Annotated in this window: 12 protein-coding genes and 3 pseudogenes; 9 read left to right on the top strand and 6 right to left on the bottom strand. The window is 56.4% G+C overall.

Going from position 1 to position 14974, the window contains the following annotated elements:
* Window position 1: 1 nt before the first annotated feature.
* A complete protein-coding gene (locus RMR21_RS18020; RefSeq protein ID WP_498670834.1) occupies window positions 2-916 on the bottom strand; it encodes an ABC transporter permease in 915 nt (304 codons plus the stop codon).
* A gap of 208 nt (window positions 917-1124) precedes the next feature.
* Window positions 1125-2642 (bottom strand): ABC transporter substrate-binding protein, encoded by a 1518-nt coding sequence (locus RMR21_RS18015; protein ID WP_498670833.1) that lies wholly within the window; start codon window positions 2640-2642, stop codon window positions 1125-1127.
* Between the two features lie 351 nt (window positions 2643-2993).
* Between RMR21_RS18015 and RMR21_RS18010 the strand changes: the two genes are divergently transcribed.
* From RMR21_RS18010 to RMR21_RS18000, 3 genes are read left to right on the top strand one after another with little or no spacing between them, the layout of a single operon-like run.
* A complete protein-coding gene (locus RMR21_RS18010; RefSeq protein WP_498670832.1) occupies window positions 2994-4184 on the top strand; it encodes a sialidase family protein in 1191 nt (396 codons plus the stop codon).
* 3 nt (window positions 4185-4187) lie between these two features.
* Window positions 4188-5153 carry a 4-hydroxythreonine-4-phosphate dehydrogenase PdxA gene (gene pdxA / locus RMR21_RS18005; protein ID WP_498670831.1) on the top strand — a complete coding sequence of 322 codons (966 nt, stop codon included), beginning with the start codon at window positions 4188-4190 and terminating at the stop codon, window positions 5151-5153.
* Between the two features lie 11 nt (window positions 5154-5164).
* Window positions 5165-6271, top strand: a complete 1107-nt coding sequence (locus RMR21_RS18000; RefSeq protein WP_498671780.1) for an iron-containing alcohol dehydrogenase — start codon at window positions 5165-5167, stop codon at window positions 6269-6271.
* Window positions 6272-6334: 63 nt separating this feature from the next.
* Here the strand turns inward: RMR21_RS18000 and RMR21_RS17995 are convergent, their stop codons facing one another.
* Together RMR21_RS17995 and RMR21_RS17990 are read right to left on the bottom strand one after the other, a co-directional pair.
* Window positions 6335-7036, bottom strand: coding sequence for a FadR/GntR family transcriptional regulator (locus tag RMR21_RS17995; protein ID WP_498670830.1), 702 nt, complete (start codon window positions 7034-7036; stop codon window positions 6335-6337).
* Between the two features lie 3 nt (window positions 7037-7039).
* A complete protein-coding gene (locus tag RMR21_RS17990) occupies window positions 7040-8068 on the bottom strand; it encodes a four-carbon acid sugar kinase family protein (protein WP_498670828.1) in 1029 nt (342 codons plus the stop codon).
* 226 nt (window positions 8069-8294) lie between these two features.
* On the opposite strand from RMR21_RS17990, the pseudogene RMR21_RS17985 reads away from it, so the two are divergent.
* The 3 genes and pseudogenes from RMR21_RS17985 to RMR21_RS17975 all read left to right on the top strand — a co-directional run.
* Window positions 8295-8429: pseudogene (locus tag RMR21_RS17985) on the top strand (IS5/IS1182 family transposase); the annotation flags it as partial.
* Between the two features lie 834 nt (window positions 8430-9263).
* Window positions 9264-9614 carry a LysR substrate-binding domain-containing protein gene (locus RMR21_RS17980; RefSeq protein WP_498671778.1) on the top strand — a complete coding sequence of 117 codons (351 nt, stop codon included), beginning with the start codon at window positions 9264-9266 and terminating at the stop codon, window positions 9612-9614.
* 165 nt (window positions 9615-9779) lie between these two features.
* Window positions 9780-11573 carry a GGDEF domain-containing protein gene (locus RMR21_RS17975; protein WP_498670827.1) on the top strand — a complete coding sequence of 598 codons (1794 nt, stop codon included), beginning with the start codon at window positions 9780-9782 and terminating at the stop codon, window positions 11571-11573.
* 291 nt (window positions 11574-11864) lie between these two features.
* Here the strand turns inward: RMR21_RS17975 and RMR21_RS17970 are convergent.
* Window positions 11865-12568 (bottom strand): annotated as a pseudogene (locus tag RMR21_RS17970) (IS5 family transposase).
* A gap of 130 nt (window positions 12569-12698) precedes the next feature.
* On the opposite strand from RMR21_RS17970, the gene RMR21_RS17965 reads away from it, so the two are divergent.
* Window positions 12699-13157 carry a MarR family winged helix-turn-helix transcriptional regulator gene (locus RMR21_RS17965; RefSeq protein ID WP_498670826.1) on the top strand — a complete coding sequence of 153 codons (459 nt, stop codon included), beginning with the start codon at window positions 12699-12701 and terminating at the stop codon, window positions 13155-13157.
* Window positions 13154-13504 carry an FAD-dependent oxidoreductase gene (locus RMR21_RS17960; RefSeq protein ID WP_498670825.1) on the top strand — a complete coding sequence of 117 codons (351 nt, stop codon included), beginning with the start codon at window positions 13154-13156 and terminating at the stop codon, window positions 13502-13504. The genes RMR21_RS17965 and RMR21_RS17960 overlap by 4 nt, the downstream gene beginning before the upstream one ends.
* On the opposite strand, the gene RMR21_RS17955 is transcribed toward RMR21_RS17960, so the two are convergent.
* Window positions 13438-14154 carry an IS6 family transposase gene (locus RMR21_RS17955; RefSeq protein ID WP_498670824.1) on the bottom strand — a complete coding sequence of 239 codons (717 nt, stop codon included), beginning with the start codon at window positions 14152-14154 and terminating at the stop codon, window positions 13438-13440. The genes RMR21_RS17960 and RMR21_RS17955 overlap by 67 nt on opposite strands.
* Before the next feature lie 53 nt (window positions 14155-14207).
* Between RMR21_RS17955 and RMR21_RS17950 the strand changes: the two are divergent.
* Window positions 14208-14945 (top strand): annotated as a pseudogene (locus RMR21_RS17950) (IS3 family transposase); the annotation flags it as partial.
* Window positions 14946-14974 lie beyond the last annotated feature (29 nt).

Below are 14974 nucleotides of genomic sequence, written 5' to 3'. Positions count from 1 at the left end.
CTCAGTAGCGAATGCGCGGATCGAGCAGAGCGTAGGCCAAGTCGATTGCGAGGTTCATGAGGAAAATGGCGAAAGCGGTAACAAGGATCGCCGCCAGCACGACGTTGAAGTCACGCTGCAGAATGCTGTCGATCATCAACTTACCGACGCCGGGGAAACCGAAGATCGTCTCGATGACGACGGCGCCATTGAGAAGGCTTGCCGCCTGGTCTCCGATCACGGTGATGACCGGCAACATGGCGTTTCGGAGTGCGTGAATGAAGATGATCGGGCCGGATTTGACGCCCTTGGCGCGGGCCGTCTTGACGTAGGCAGACGAGAGCGCCGAGATCATCGACCCACGCACCACCTGCACGATGATGCCAAATGGGCGCACGAAGAGCACGCAGATCGGTAAAATCCAGTGAGACAACGTACCGGTGCCGGAGGTGGGCAGCCAGGATAACTGGATAGCGAAGACAACAATGGCGACGATGGCCAGCCAGAAGTCAGGCACCGAGGCGCCAATCAGCGAAACCATCGAGGAAAACCGATCAAAGAAACCGCCGGTTCGGAAAGCTGCGAGTGAGCCGACAACGATGGCGCAGACCGTAACCAGTGTCATGGTGATAACGGCAAGCCACAGCGTCCAGGTGAAAGCCTCAAGCACCACATCAAGTGCGGGACGGGCCTTGCGCAGGCTCTCTCCGAGGTCGCCGGTCATGACGTTACCGACATATTGGAAAAATTGCACCAGAAGCGGCTGGTCCAGCCCGTGCAGGGCGCGAAACTCGGCCTTCATTTCAGCGGACGCTTCCACCGGTAGAAACAGCGATGCAGGATCGCCGGTCAAGCGAGAGAGAAAGAACACCATGATCAGAAGCCCTATCAGCGAGATAAGGCTGGCGAGGGCGCGTTTGCGGATAAATCTGAGCATTGGGACCTCGATCTAGCTGGAATGGATGGCGAACGGTTCGCTCTCCACCTCACTTCGACAGGACGATCAATCGCCCTCTGTTTGGATCAGCGGAGCGGAACGCATGGCGTATCGCTCCCACGTCTGTCTTCTGAGGGATTTCCCACCCTGCCGGCATAGCCACGACCTTACGTCGCGATCACGGTAGGAGGGTGGTGCCTTCAAGGGCCTACTTTTTGAAGCCAATCTCTGAGAGCTGCAGCATGGAGTTGGTCGCGATGGTGGGTTTGAAATCCAGTCGTTCCGACACACGCGAGTAACCGACCATGTGGAACAGCAGGACATCAGCAACCAGGTCGTCATGGACGTAGGCGATCAGCTCAGACCAGAGTTTCGCACGCTCGTCACCAGTGGCCGCGGATGCGCGGGCAATCAGGTCATCGACATTCTTGTCGGCAAAGCCCGACTGCGTGCCTTTACTATCGTACTTGAAGAACATCGTAAACGATGGATCGCCCTTGGAATTGTCGTGCATGGCAGCAACGATCTGTGGGCCACGCCCTTCCTTGAACGGCTTCGAGTAATAGACTTCGTGCTCGGCCACTTCGACAAAGCGAAGCTCGACCTTGAAGCCAACATCTTGCAACTGTGCCTGCACGGCTTCCATGATTTCCGTCACATTCGGGAAATTGGCTGTGCGTGCGATGATGGTGATCGGCGTGTCTACCGGGACGCCGGCCGCTTTTGCCTCTTCAAGCAGTTTCTTTGCCTGATCAGGATCGTAAGGGAAGACCTTGACATCAGGGTTCCATCCGAGCGTGGTGGGTGGCACCAGAGCTGTCGCAAGAACTGCGTCCTGTGGCACGAGCGTGCCGATGAAAGCCTGTCGGTCGATAGCAAGGTTCAGCGCTTTGCGAACACGGACATCATTCAGTGGCGCGATATTGCCGTCGAGGCGGAGATACACCGTTTCGCTATCGAGATAGGAGAAATCTGTCTTGTCATTGGTCGCATCCACTTGGGAAATCGATGGAGCAAGATCAGCTTCACCGGCTTGAACCATGGCGGCGCGAACTGCCGGATCGGCGCGGAATAGGTAGGTGGCTTTGGTCACTGCCGGCTTCTTGCCCCAATAGTCGTCACGGGCATCGAGAACGATTTGCTGGCCCGGCGTCCAGTTGGACAGTTTGTATGGACCGGTGCCCACAGGCTCGCGCACAAACTCCAGAGGAGTGCCGTCTGGAACGATGGTAACAAGCGACAGAAGCAGTGGCAGGATGGGTTGAGCCGGATCGACCTTGAAATCGATGGTGTGATCATCAACCACTTTCACGTCGAACTTCATGCCGCCGAAATAACGGCGCGACTCGCAGATGTTCTTGTCGCTGAAGATGCGGTCGAAGCTGTATTTTACGTCCTTGGCGCCAAAAGTCTTTCCGTCAGAGAACTTCACACCTTGGCGAAGGTGGAAGCGCCAGGCGCCATCGCCTGTCTGTTCCCATCTTTCGGCAAGGCGCGGCATAACACCGTTTTTGCCGCGGACATCGAGCTCGGTCAGCGTCTCGCTGACATTTTCCATGATGACGCGGCCAATGTTGGATCGTGTCGCCATGCAGGGCTCAAGCAAGTCGGCCTCTTCAGGCAGAACGATCTTGATATCCGTCGAAGCAGCGTTGGCCGGCGCGATGCCAGGCCCGAATGCGAGAACGGAACCCAGAATGGCTCCGAAAAGACGCGAGGTTTTCATGTCATTCTCCTCCCTAAAGGTGCAGACCGCACCGCTTATTGTTCACCTCGCGACGGCATCGCTGCGACGCGGTTTGAATGTCTTCCTCCTAGAAGCCCAGCGCACAATCAGAGATACCTCGTTCTCTTGATGTCGCTCTGAGCGGACTGGCCCAGACCATCAGATTTCTTTCCAAGTTTGTCAAATTAAATATTCGTTTATGTAGATTTAGATAAAATTTAATTCTATAAAAATGTTTTAATTCAGATAGATAAAGATTTTAATTCGGTTGCAACCAGTAGGTTTTGGAATTTTTCAAACTTGACAACTTTGTTATTTTGGTGATTTTCATGATGGTAAGAGGAGACCCAGATGACGCCTGAACAGATTGCAACGGTCATGACCGGAAAGGTCGAAGCAGCCGGCGAGGGACGATACGAGGCTCTGCTGGCTTCGCCGATGATCCAGAACCATGCATCCTTCCTTCACCTGACTGAGGATGGTGCACTTATCTGCGCGTGGTTTGGTGGCACGCTGGAAGGAAAGTCCGACATCTCGATCTTCGCGTCGGTGCTGAGCAACGGATCCGATCAATGGGGTACCCCGCAGCGGCTGAGCTTCGATCCCGATCATTCCGAGCAGAACCCCGTCCTGTTTTCAGCGCCCGGCGGCAAGCTGCTGCTGTTTCACACGTCGCAAACTTCAGGCAATCAGGACGAATGCCGTATCCGCGTTGCAGAGGTTTCTCGCAATGCTTCAGAGCCGACCAATCTTACGGCGGGTGAGGGGCGTTATCTCGACCTACCGCGTGGTTGCTTTGTTCGTGCGCCACTGGTGGTTCGCGAGGATGGGGCATGGCTTCTGCCGATCTTCCGCTGCATCCAGCGTCGAGGTCAGAAGTGGAACGGCAGCCATGACCGCGCGGCGGTTGGTATTTCCGAAGATGGCGGCAAGACCTGGCGTCTGGAGGACGTCGACCAGTCCACCGGCTGCGTGCACATGAGCCCTATTGCAACCGGGGACACGAAACTGGCAGCCGTGTTTCGCCGTCGTCAGGCCGATTTCGTTTACCGCACGTATAGTGCGGATGGTGGTCGCACGTGGTCGGAGCCCCTGCCAACCGACGTGCCAAACAACAATTCATCCATTGCCGCGATCCGTCTGAACGATGGCCGCATTGCAATGATCTGCAACCCGACCAATGCCGATATGTCCAGCGACCGTCGCGCCTCGCTTTATGATGAGCTGGGAGAGGATGACGACCGGCCGGATGCCAACCCGGATGGTGGCTGTGTGCCGATCTGGGGTGTGCCGCGTGCGCCGGTCAGCGTCTGCATTTCGGATGACGGCGCAAAACGCTTTCCGCAGCGGATCATCATCGAGGATGGCGCGGGCACGTGCCTCTCAAACAATTCCATAGACGGCCACAACAAGGAAATGTCCTATCCGTGGCTGATCGAGGGAGCGGATGGCTCTCTTCACATTGCCTATACTTATTATCGGCGTGCAATCAAATATGTTCGTCTGGCTCCGGGCTGGGCAAGTACGGTAGACGGGAGATAAATCATGAGCAATATCATCGGTATCACGATGGGTGACCCCTGCGGCGTCGGACCGGAAATCACGGTGCGCGCACTGGCAGAAATGGATGAGGCGAACCGCGCTACGACCCGCATCTACGGCAATCTTCCAACGTTGGAAGCGGCCCGCGACGCGTTGAACATCGACATCGATCTGGCGCCCTATGTTGTCGATCTGCCTATCGAAGGTGCGCCGCTGGCTTGGGGCCAGTTGTCACCCGTCGCCGGTGACGCAGCCTTCCGCTTCATCGAGAAAGCCGTGCGCGATGCCGAGGCCGGAACGATCGGCTGTATCGTCACCGCGCCGATCAACAAGGAAGCGCTCAACCTGGCTGGCCACCATTACGATGGCCATACCGGAATGCTGCGCAGCCTGACGAAATCGGCTGCCGCTTATATGTTGTTGGCCTCGGAAAAGCTGAAGGTCATCCATGTTTCCACCCACGTTTCATTGCAGGAAGCGATCCTCCGCGCCACAACCGAGCGGGTTCTGGCGACCATCAAGGCTGGCAACGACCATCTGAAACGCACCGGTTACGAGCGTCCACGCATCGCGGTCGCTGGCATCAACCCGCATTGCGGTGAGAACGGCCTGTTCGGCACCGAGGACGATGACCAGATCGCACCCGCCGTTGCCGCCGCCCGCGCCGAAGGCATCGATGCCTATGGACCGATTTCAGCCGACACGGTGTTCCATCGCGCCTATTCCGGCGGTTTCGATCTCGTCGTTGCGCAGTATCACGACCAAGGGCATATCCCGATCAAGCTCGTCGCCTTCGACACAGCGGTGAATGTTTCGGTGGATCTTACAATTGACCGTACCTCTGTCGATCACGGCACGGCCTTCGATATTGCTGGCAAGGGTATCGCCAATCATGGCAACATGCTGTCCGCTATCGCTTATGCCCGCAAGCTCGTCAATGGCGGCGTTTCCAAGGGAGCGCAGGCATGACCAGCACTCCCATGATTACGCTTCATCAACCAAAACGGCTGATCGTCGGCGCTGGAACAATCGGCGAGGTCGCCATTTGGGTGGGAGACGTAACCTCGACCCTGGTGATCGCATCGCCGATCACTGGCGGCTTTGTCGACCGTCTGAAACTGCCGGGCAAAGTCGCTCTGTTCGACGCTATCCCCGGCGAGCCGGAAATAGCAACGCTCGATGCGGCGCTGGCGGCTGCACGTGCGTCCAAACCTGATCTCGTCATTGGTCTGGGCGGCGGTTCGGTGATGGACGTCGCCAAGCTGGTGGCGGCCCTTTGGGATGGCGAGCAGACGCTCGGCGATGTCGCGGGACCCAACAAGGTGGCAGGCCGCCGGACGCGGTTGGCGCAGATCGCCACCACCGCTGGCACCGGTTCGGAGGCAGGTATCCGTTCGCTCATCACCGATCCGGTCAAGGGCAACAAGATCGCCGTTGAAAGTCCACATCTGATCGCTGATCTTGCTGTGCTCGATCCTGAGCTGACCTATTCAGTGCCCCCATCGGTAACGGCTGCAACGGGTGTCGATGCCATGGCCCATTGTGTCGAGGCATTCACCAGCAAGCGCTCCCACCCGATGATCGACGGCTTTGCCCGCATGGGGTTTCACCTCGTCGGCAAATATCTGGGCAGGGCGGTGCGGGACGGATCGGATCGCGAAGCCCGCGAGGGTCTGATGCTGGCGTCCTATTACGGCGGCATTTGCCTCGGGCCGGTCAATACCGCAGCGGGGCATGCCATCGCCTATCCGCTTGGTACGCTTTTGCACCTGCCACATGGTCTGGCCAATGCCATCGTTTTTCCGCATGTGCTCGCTTTCAACCAGCCCGTCGTCTTGGCAAAAACAGCGGAAGTTGCGCAAGCGCTCGGACTTGGTGGCGGACTTTCACAGACACAATTGCGCGACAGCGCCCATCGTTTCTGTTCCGATCTCGGGATCGAAATGTCCCTTGCTAAACACGGGGCGACTGAGGGTAATTTATCGCGCTATGCTGCCGATGCCCATGCCATCCGTCGTTTGATGGACAACAACCCGGCGGATATGAGTGTCGAGGATGTTCTCGATATCTATAAGGCCAGTTTCTAGTCGGTATCGGTTAAGCAAGAAAAGGCGTCGCATTTGTGCTGCGTTTTAATTGTCGCCGAGCTATTACTGGGAGGCTTGAAAAAGTCGTCCACGAGATCCCTGAAGGTGCTCGAACATCAGCTTTCGCGCATCGTCCTCCTGGCCATCGGCAATGGCTTTAGCAATGGCCTCATGTTCGGCGAACACGCGGGTCAAGCCGGTGGCTTCGCGGCGGATGGACGCGCCATGAAACTTCATGCCCACTGCAATATGGTCTTTCAGGGCCTCCATCGCTGTCGAAAAATACGTGTTCTGAGCCGCCCGCGCTATCGCCAAGTGAAACTGGAAGTCGGCGTCCTCGCGGTGCGATTGCCTGTTCGTGGCGTCACGCAATAGCTCAAGAGCCTGTCGGATTGATTTGAGCGTTTCGGCATCATGGCGGCTCGCGGCTGCTGCCGCAGCAGCAGGCTCGAGCGTCAGGCGGAATTCATAGCAGTTCAAGAGGTCTGCGACATTTTCTAGCTGGCCAAAGCCGAGCGGTTGGCGCATCCCCATTGAGCGAACAAAACTACCCGCACCCCGACGCGAATAGATCAGGCCCTGATCGCGCAGACGCTTAAGCGCTTCACGGATAACTGGGCGCGAGACTTCGAACTCTGCGGCAAGGTCATGTTCGGTGGGCAGACGTTCGTCGGACTTGTAGGCGCCTGATTTGATAGCGCGCAGCATGCGCTCGAACACGATGTCAGGAAGACCTTTGCGAGCGAATCCGGCTTCGAGTCCCATGTCTTAACTTGCCTTCCGAAGAACCATACCTGCAATGATCTTGAGTGTATCAGGATGGCCGAACCCGCCTGATTTAGCAATGATGGTGCGCCCATTTGCTGACGCGACACTGAGTCCCGGCAGGCATTCCCCATGCAGATGCAGCCGAGAAACACCAAGGCTGCGCATGACCGCATCCGCGGTCGCCCCGCCCGAAAGAAGCAGCGTGTCCTTGCGCTGGGACAAGTCGCCTTTTAGACCTTCTCCCAAAGCGTCGGCAACCGCCTGCGGGCTAACTGCGTGAGATCCCGGCGTCGCCTGAATCAACGTTAGCGCAGCATCGGCTCCCAAAGCGGCGTTAACACGCCCATTGGGTGCGGCTACATAATGCAGATCGATAGCTGCGCGCAATATGTCGATCTGCTCCAGCGTAATTGGATCACGCGAGCCAATCACGAAGATGGCGCTGCCCGCGGGGATTGTCGCTACCTTCGAAAGCGCGCCCTCGGTCATGCGACCAGCAAGTGCTTCGGCAAGCCCACGCGCACCGATCAAAAGATCAGTGTCATCGCGCTCAGCGGCAGCGAGCGCATTTTCCATGTCGATGTGCGTGCGCGTGTCGGGAGCATTGATACGCGCGAGATGCGAGCCGAAGCGCTCGGCAATCGATATCGGCTTGTCGATACCGTGACCCACGACGTAACCGAGCTCCACAATACGATCGAATGTCGGAATGGCAGGTGCAACAAGCGCGCGGGAATAGGTGATGGCGTCGATCTCGGCGATAATATTGCCCTTAAGCCTGGAATCAACCTTCTTGAACAAACGCATCTTGGTTGGCAATAAGCTGATAGCTGCTGCTGTTGCGGTTGTTGCCTCATCGGCCCCGATCTCGCGAGTGTTCAGGTTGATCGAGATGATATCTGGTTTGTCCGCTACGATTTGGGCCACTGCTTCCAGATCAAGGGCGACATCTACACGAAGGCCGCGTGCGGCGAATGGTGCTGCTGAGTCCAGCGCACCAGTCAAATCGTCGGCAAGAATGGCCAGCATGACTTTACCCTATGAAGTTGTTATCTTTATAATTTCAAAAAACGCTTTTTTGTCAATGGTTAATAGGCACATCTAGACAAATAGAGGGCAACTTGTAGCTTGATGCGGGGTTACCTTTTCTCGATTGGACGCCAGAGGATCGAAGCGCCGCTCGTCTGTCTCAGCATGGCATTTGGTTGAGGGATCGAATTTCACGGTGGATATCAGCGTGATTGATCCGCAGACCCTGCTACATAAGCATAATGACGCCCGCCGTCGTCATATCGGGAAATTGAAGTTCAAGGTGACGAACTGGCCGGAACATGAGGCTGGGCTGCGCCCGCGTGCCAGCGTGATGCTTTGGACTACATCAGAAGCGATCGTGGCAGGCGCCGAAGCGGGCGACTGTCAGTTTTGGTGGGAGTTTGAGCCGTTGTTCCGTTTCGCCGTGATCCACTAACGCCGGATAAAACAGTTATCAGACAATTCACTAAACCGGATCTGGTGGTCTAACGCGAAATGGAAGAATGTTTTAAGTCCTGCTGAAACTCAACAAGCCCAGATAATAACTCAATATTAGCTTTAGCTCTGGTGGGTTTTTTCACACAGACAGCGTTTGTAACGACAGGGGCGTCCGTTCTGATCCCTTTAAGAGAAAAGTATGCTGCATCAATGCTTTACCAAAAGAGAGAATCAAAGCGTTAAATGGGGCGGACAAAGTGCTGGCGATCTTAAATCAATCCTACCGTGCGCGGTCTCATGGCCAATTCTCAGCGACGTCGGGCTTGCTTCTCCGCTTCATCATCGAAACTAGGTGGCTTGGTTTTTACCCAATTGACGAAGTTCTCAATAATGGGGTCCTCGAGAATAGCTGAGATCGTGGAGAACTTCTTTGCCAACTGAGCGTCCGTGAAGGCTGCATGTACGTGGCTATGGCATATCCGGTGCAAAGGCACCTTGATCTTCCCACCCTTACTCTTGGGAACAAGATGGTGGTCCTCGACCTGATCGTCAGGTATTACCCGCTCGCAGAGCGGACAGATGACGGGCCCTGACCGGACATCTTGCGAAGCGAAATCTTCTCTGTACTTGCGTGCCATCGATTCGGTGTCTCTCTATCGGCTGTCAGACTGCGTCCGCGCCGCTTCGATAGACCATCCCGGACATGTCGACAACAACAACCCGGTTTCAACAAGGCACTGGGATTTGACCCGCAATAACAGAGACACCTGAGGATCTTCGCGACCATGTTTGCATCCGCAATATCTTTCCAAGCGGCAAGCCCTACGCCTGGCAGTTCAGCCGCTTAGGCAAGAAAGTCGATTTCGGACCCACCGGGTCGCCCTCGCTGGATGATCACCAACTGATGGCCGGGGCAGCGCTGGTGGGCGTCGGGCTGGCTTATGGTTGGGAGGAGCGTGCGCGCCGATACGTCACGGAGGGAACTCTGGTGGAATGTCTTGCCCCCTGGAGTGCGCCCGAGGACTGGCTTTATCTCTACGACCCAACCCGCAAGTATCTGTGGGGTGGCCTGCGCGCCGTCATCGATGCGCTTCGGGTTTGGTGACCATTGCATAGTTATCTCCCTCCCATATCCAGCACTGACGCCCTGTGACAAGCTTTCAGTTCTTGATTTTTTTGACGTTGCCGCCGTTGGCAATCATGTTGCGCGTTTGTCATTTGATCCAGGCGTCTTAATCCTCCGTCAAGCGGCAACCGCTAGAATTAGACAATGAGAATAAGTACCATCACCAATTGGGCCTATGGCATCACGGTCGCTTTGACGGCGGTGTCCGGCGCTGCGTTTCTCATGTCCTCTCGTAGCGCGTTCGAGGAGCGGCTCGCTGTAGAGGAACATCTGACTCTCGATACGCTAACCGAAGAGCTTGCCCTTGAGGCGGAAACCAGAACTGACGAGGCAAGACTTTATGTGATGCGTGGCGAAGACCGCCATCTTTTAGCGTTTCGTGCAGAGGAAGAGACCGAACGCAGTCTCGAGACTGCTGCGGAGATGATTCTGACTCAAGGATTGCCGCCCGCCGAGGCCAAAGCGCTGAAGGAGGTGGAAAACGACGTAGAAGACCTGGACAAGATAGAGGTTGCGGCGGTCGAAGCGTTCCAAAGCGGTGGCATAACTGGCGCGCAAACGATGCTATTCGGCCCCGAACATGAACGTGTGCAAAAAGTTTTGCTCAACAGCGTCGCGCATTTTCGGGATTTGATTGTGGCTAGAACCGGATCTCAGCTTGAAGCGGCGCAGGAATGGAGCGACTGGTGGAGCTTCGTTGCCAAGGTCGTGCTCGGATTGACCGGAGCGCTGTTTCTGGCAGTGCTTTACTTTATATTGCGACGACGGGTTGCAATGCCGCTGGCGCGGATGACCGGCATCGTCGGTAGGCTTGCCAAGCAAGATTACACGGTAGAGGTCCCGACGGATGGGCGCCGTGATGAGATCGGGGAGATGAACTCTGCCATCGAAATCTTCCGGTCCAATGGTATCGAGCGCGACCGCCTCGACGCAGAGCGGCTGGCTGACCAGCAGACCAAAGACCTCATCCTGCAGATGATGCACCGGCTGCAGGCGTGCCAGAACCAGGAAGAGCTAGCCGATGTCGTGGCGCGCTTCGCACCGGAGATATTCCAGGGGATTGCGGGCAGTCTCTACATCCTTAATGAAAACAAAACAGCGCTGTCGCGTGCGGGAGCATGGCGCGAACCTCAGCATTCGCCCGATGCTTTTCCAGCTTCCGCCTGTTGGGGATTGCGGCGAGGTCGACCTCACTCCAGTGGAATGCACGAGACGGACGTTCCGTGCCAGCATCTGGATGGATCTGCCGCGGCCGCACTTTGCGTGCCTTTGACGGCGCAGGGGGAGATGATTGGGCTTCTTTATCTTGAGGAGCGAGGGGAAAACCCCACAGAGCTGAGTAGCTCCCAGCTTTATCTGGAGCTGATCGCCGAAAATGTCGGGTTGGCGATTGCCAATCTTCAACTGCGGGAGAGGTTGACCATCCTTGCAATCAAGGATCCACTCACGGGCTTGTGCAATCGTCGTTTCCTGGATGAAACGCTGCAACGGTTTGCTTCGGACCCTGCATCCCAGCCTCTAACTTGTTTGATGATCGACATCGATAACTTCAAGCGCTTCAACGACGAGTTCGGACACGACGCGGGAGACATGGTCATGCAGCATGTCGGACAGATCCTCCTGGATACCACCGGGGCGGCAGGTCTTGCATTCAGGTTCGGCGGAGAGGAGTTCACGGTCCTGTTGCCTGGTCTGACCGAAGAAGCGGGTGCCGACCTTGGTGAAACCTTGATCGAGAAGATCAGAAGTACAACGCTCTCTCATGCAGGCCGGATGTTGGGCATGGTCACGGTGTCGATCGGTGTTGCGACGTGTCCTGAAGCAGGCTCCTCAGAAACGATAATCGCACGAGCCGACGCCGTCTTGCTGACCGCTAAGGCAGAAGGTCGTAACAGGTTAGTCGTTGCGAGCAGAATGAGCGGTCATCCTCAAAGATAGCTTCTCTCGAGGTCTATCCCGACCCGTCTTGAACTCGAACCGCTGGATAATCTTCGTGAGCCCTAAGTCAGGGAATCCTTTTTCCGATTCAACTGCAAAATGTCGCGGAGCGGAAGCGCAACGGGCTTTGAACGAGCAAAAGTAAAAAAGCTGGATAAAGCGTGTTAGCCCTGTTCATGCGCACGGAACCAAAAGTAGCTCTGCAAGTTGACAGTTTGTTGTCGTAATGGCGAGATGCTGTAATGAGTGTTGATGAAACTGAAAATAGCGTTCGCGCGCTAGCCTCCAGACTCAATTAATCCACCATGTAACGATAGCGGCGATGCAGCATGTTGCCGCGAAGTTGATCATGAGCTTGTCGTATCGTGTTGCAACACGCCTCCAATCCTTGAGACGGCAGAATGTGCGCTCGATGATGTTTCGTCGTCTGTAGGCGATCGGGTCGAAGGGCTTGATCCGCTTTCGGGTTGGATTGTTTGGAATGACGGGTTCAGTGCCGCGCGTTGTCAGGAAGTCGCGCAAAGCGTCGCTGTCGTAAGCCGTATCTGCGGCGCAGAGCCGCGTCGGTGGCAAAGGTTCGAGCAGCGGAATGGCGACGGGTGCGTCCCCGCGTTGCCCAGGCGTTATTCGCAACGCGACTGGACGGCCGCAACCATCGACAACAGCATGGATTTTTGTCGATCTGCCGCCTCGCGAGCGACCGATGGCTTCGGCATCTGCACCCCTTTTCCGCCAGCGGCTGAACGGTGTGCTTTTGCGGTGGTGCTGTCGATCATATGGATATCCCGATCGGTGGTTTGCACCAAGGCTTCAAACAGTCTCCGCCATATCCCTTTTGCAGACCAGCGATGGAAGCGATTGTAGACGGTTGTTGAGGGGCCGTAGCAGGCCGGACAATCCTGCCATCGGCAGCCGGATCGCAAGACGTGAATGATCCCGCTTATGATCCGGCGATCATCGGTGCGATGAGCGCCAGGCTGGTTGGTGGGAAGCATTGGCGCAATCACTGCCCATTGGTGGTCATCAAGCCAAAATTCTCCGGCCATGGTCAAACACTCCCGCTTCTGCGGAAAGTGAATCATGTAGAGATAATATAATCAATAGATTGATTGGGTTTCAACCGTAGTGCTAGCTGTTTTCGAGACTAACGGGCGGATCTCGGTTGCTGGAAATGCGCTCGTCCAGCCATTAGGACTTACGACAGCATGGTGGCAGGTCCTTGGCGCACTTGGTTACTCGTCAGTGCCGCTGCCTGTGGCACACATTGCCCGCAATATGGGATTGACCCGGCAGGCAGTTCAGCGTGTCGCCGACCTTCTGGCTGAGCGGGGTTTCGTCCAGTTCGAAAACAACCCGCATCACTTGCGCGCCAAGCTTGTCGTACTGACGCCAGCTGGACAAGCCGCCCTCAACCAAGCTGAAGCGGCCGTGCTTCCACTCGATCGCAGGATCCTCGAAAGGATCGGCAGTAAACGTCTCGTGAGCGCCATGACGGTGTTACGGGAATTGAACCAAATCATTGATCAAAGCTTAGAGGCGGCCTCGACCACCGCCCAAACCGATTTGTTGAAAGGTACAGAATGAGCAAAACATTCAAGAGCGACCATTTTGATACAGACGTCATCATCATCGGCGCGGGCCCAATCGGACTGAGCACAGCATGTGCCCTTGCCCATCACGGTGTCAATTTCCGGTTGTTCGAGCAACGACTGGAGCCGAAGCCTCACTCCCGAGCCAATAATGTCTGGGCCCGCCCTCAGGAACTACTGGCAAGTATCGGCATCCGCGATGCGCTCGCCGAGAAGTCCTATCGGCATCGTAAAGTTAAAGGGCTCGGGTCAAAGGTCTCGGCCGTCGCTCTCGCTTATGCTGCCTGCAGGCGTGCGATCTTATTCCACATTTGCATTGCCGCGGCTCTCAGTTCGCGGTGATGGTGGGACGGGACATCGTGGCGTGGAATATGGAAGAGATTGGCGACCGGGTCATGAATGGAGACGAAACGCTGGAGATGTCGGGCTGACTTGAAGCCCTTCATGATCCACTCTCGCCGTCGTGTCGGTTGATGGGAATTCTCCGCCCGGTTATTAAGCCCTTTGTGTGAACGATGATCGACGCCGGGCATGATGTCTTGCTTGGCAGCGCCGTAGGATCGCAGTTTGTCAGTGATCATGACGCGCGGCGAATGGCCCTGTCCTTTCAAGAGCTTTCGCATCAAACGTTTGGCGGCCTTGGTATTGCGGCGGCTCTGCACCAGCACGTCGAGAACGAAGCCATCCTGATCGACAGCCCGCCACAGCCAGTGTTTCTTGCAGCCAATAGAGATGACGACTTCATCGAGGTGCCACGTGTCGCCGAGCTTTCCGGCTGAACGCCGCCGGATTTCATTGGCAAAGTGGCGCCCGAATTTTTCGGCCCAAAGACGGACTGTCTGGTGCGAGACAATAATCCCGCGCGCCGCCAGTAAGTCTTCGACCATCCGCAAGCTGAGCGGGAAACGAAGATAAAGCCAGACGGCATGAGCAATCACTTCAGCTGGGAACCGGTGGCGGCGATAAAGGGGATCACGAACGGCTTGGGTCATGCCGAAAGATCGCACACGCAAATCGCCGACAGGTTAACGTTACAGTGCCCGATATCCGTGAGGCGATGAAGCTGGTGGCATCCGAACGTCGCCGTTTCGGTTATCCCTTGGCCGTCAGGTGATTGCAGAGCAATCACCGTCAGGCGACGCATTCACGTCATGCTGGATCGACAGGGCATTGTCATGAACCTGAAGAAGCTCAGACGGCTCTATCGGGAAGAAAAGCTGACCGTGCGCAAACGCGGCGGGCGCAAGCGGGCTTTGGGAACGCGGCGACCTTTGGCACGGCCGTTGCGGCCCAACGAGCGCTGGAGCCTGGACTTCGTTAGCGACGCCTTCACGGATCGCCGTCGCTTTCGCGTTCTTGCCGTTGTTGAGGCCTTCACCCGCGAATGCCTGGCGCTGGTCGCCGACACGTCGCTTTCGGGTCGGCGGCTTGCGCGGGAACTTGATGCCGTCATCGCCCGACGAGGGAAGCCGCGAACGGTTGTCTCTGACAATGGCACGGAGATGACGAGCATGGCCATTCTCGAATGGTGCCAAAGCACTCACGTCGACTGGCATTACATCGCCCCTGGCAAGCCGATGCAGAACGGATTCATCGAAAGCTTCAACGGCAGCTTCCGCAACGAATGCCTCAACGAAACATTGTTCTCGTCACTGCCACAGGCAAGGACGGAAATCACAGCATGGAATGAGGACCACAATCGAAACAGGCCACACTCTTCACTGGCACTATCACACCCACTGAATTCGCAATGAAAATGGCTATGGAAAAACTGGCAGCATAAGGCCAGATTGAAAACCCAGACTCTCCTGA

It is taken from the genome of Agrobacterium sp. rho-8.1, assembly GCF_033957725.1.
Classification (GTDB): domain Bacteria; phylum Pseudomonadota; class Alphaproteobacteria; order Rhizobiales; family Rhizobiaceae; genus Agrobacterium.
Note: the sequence above shows the minus strand (reverse complement) of the source record. Positions and strands in the feature narration are given on the sequence as shown.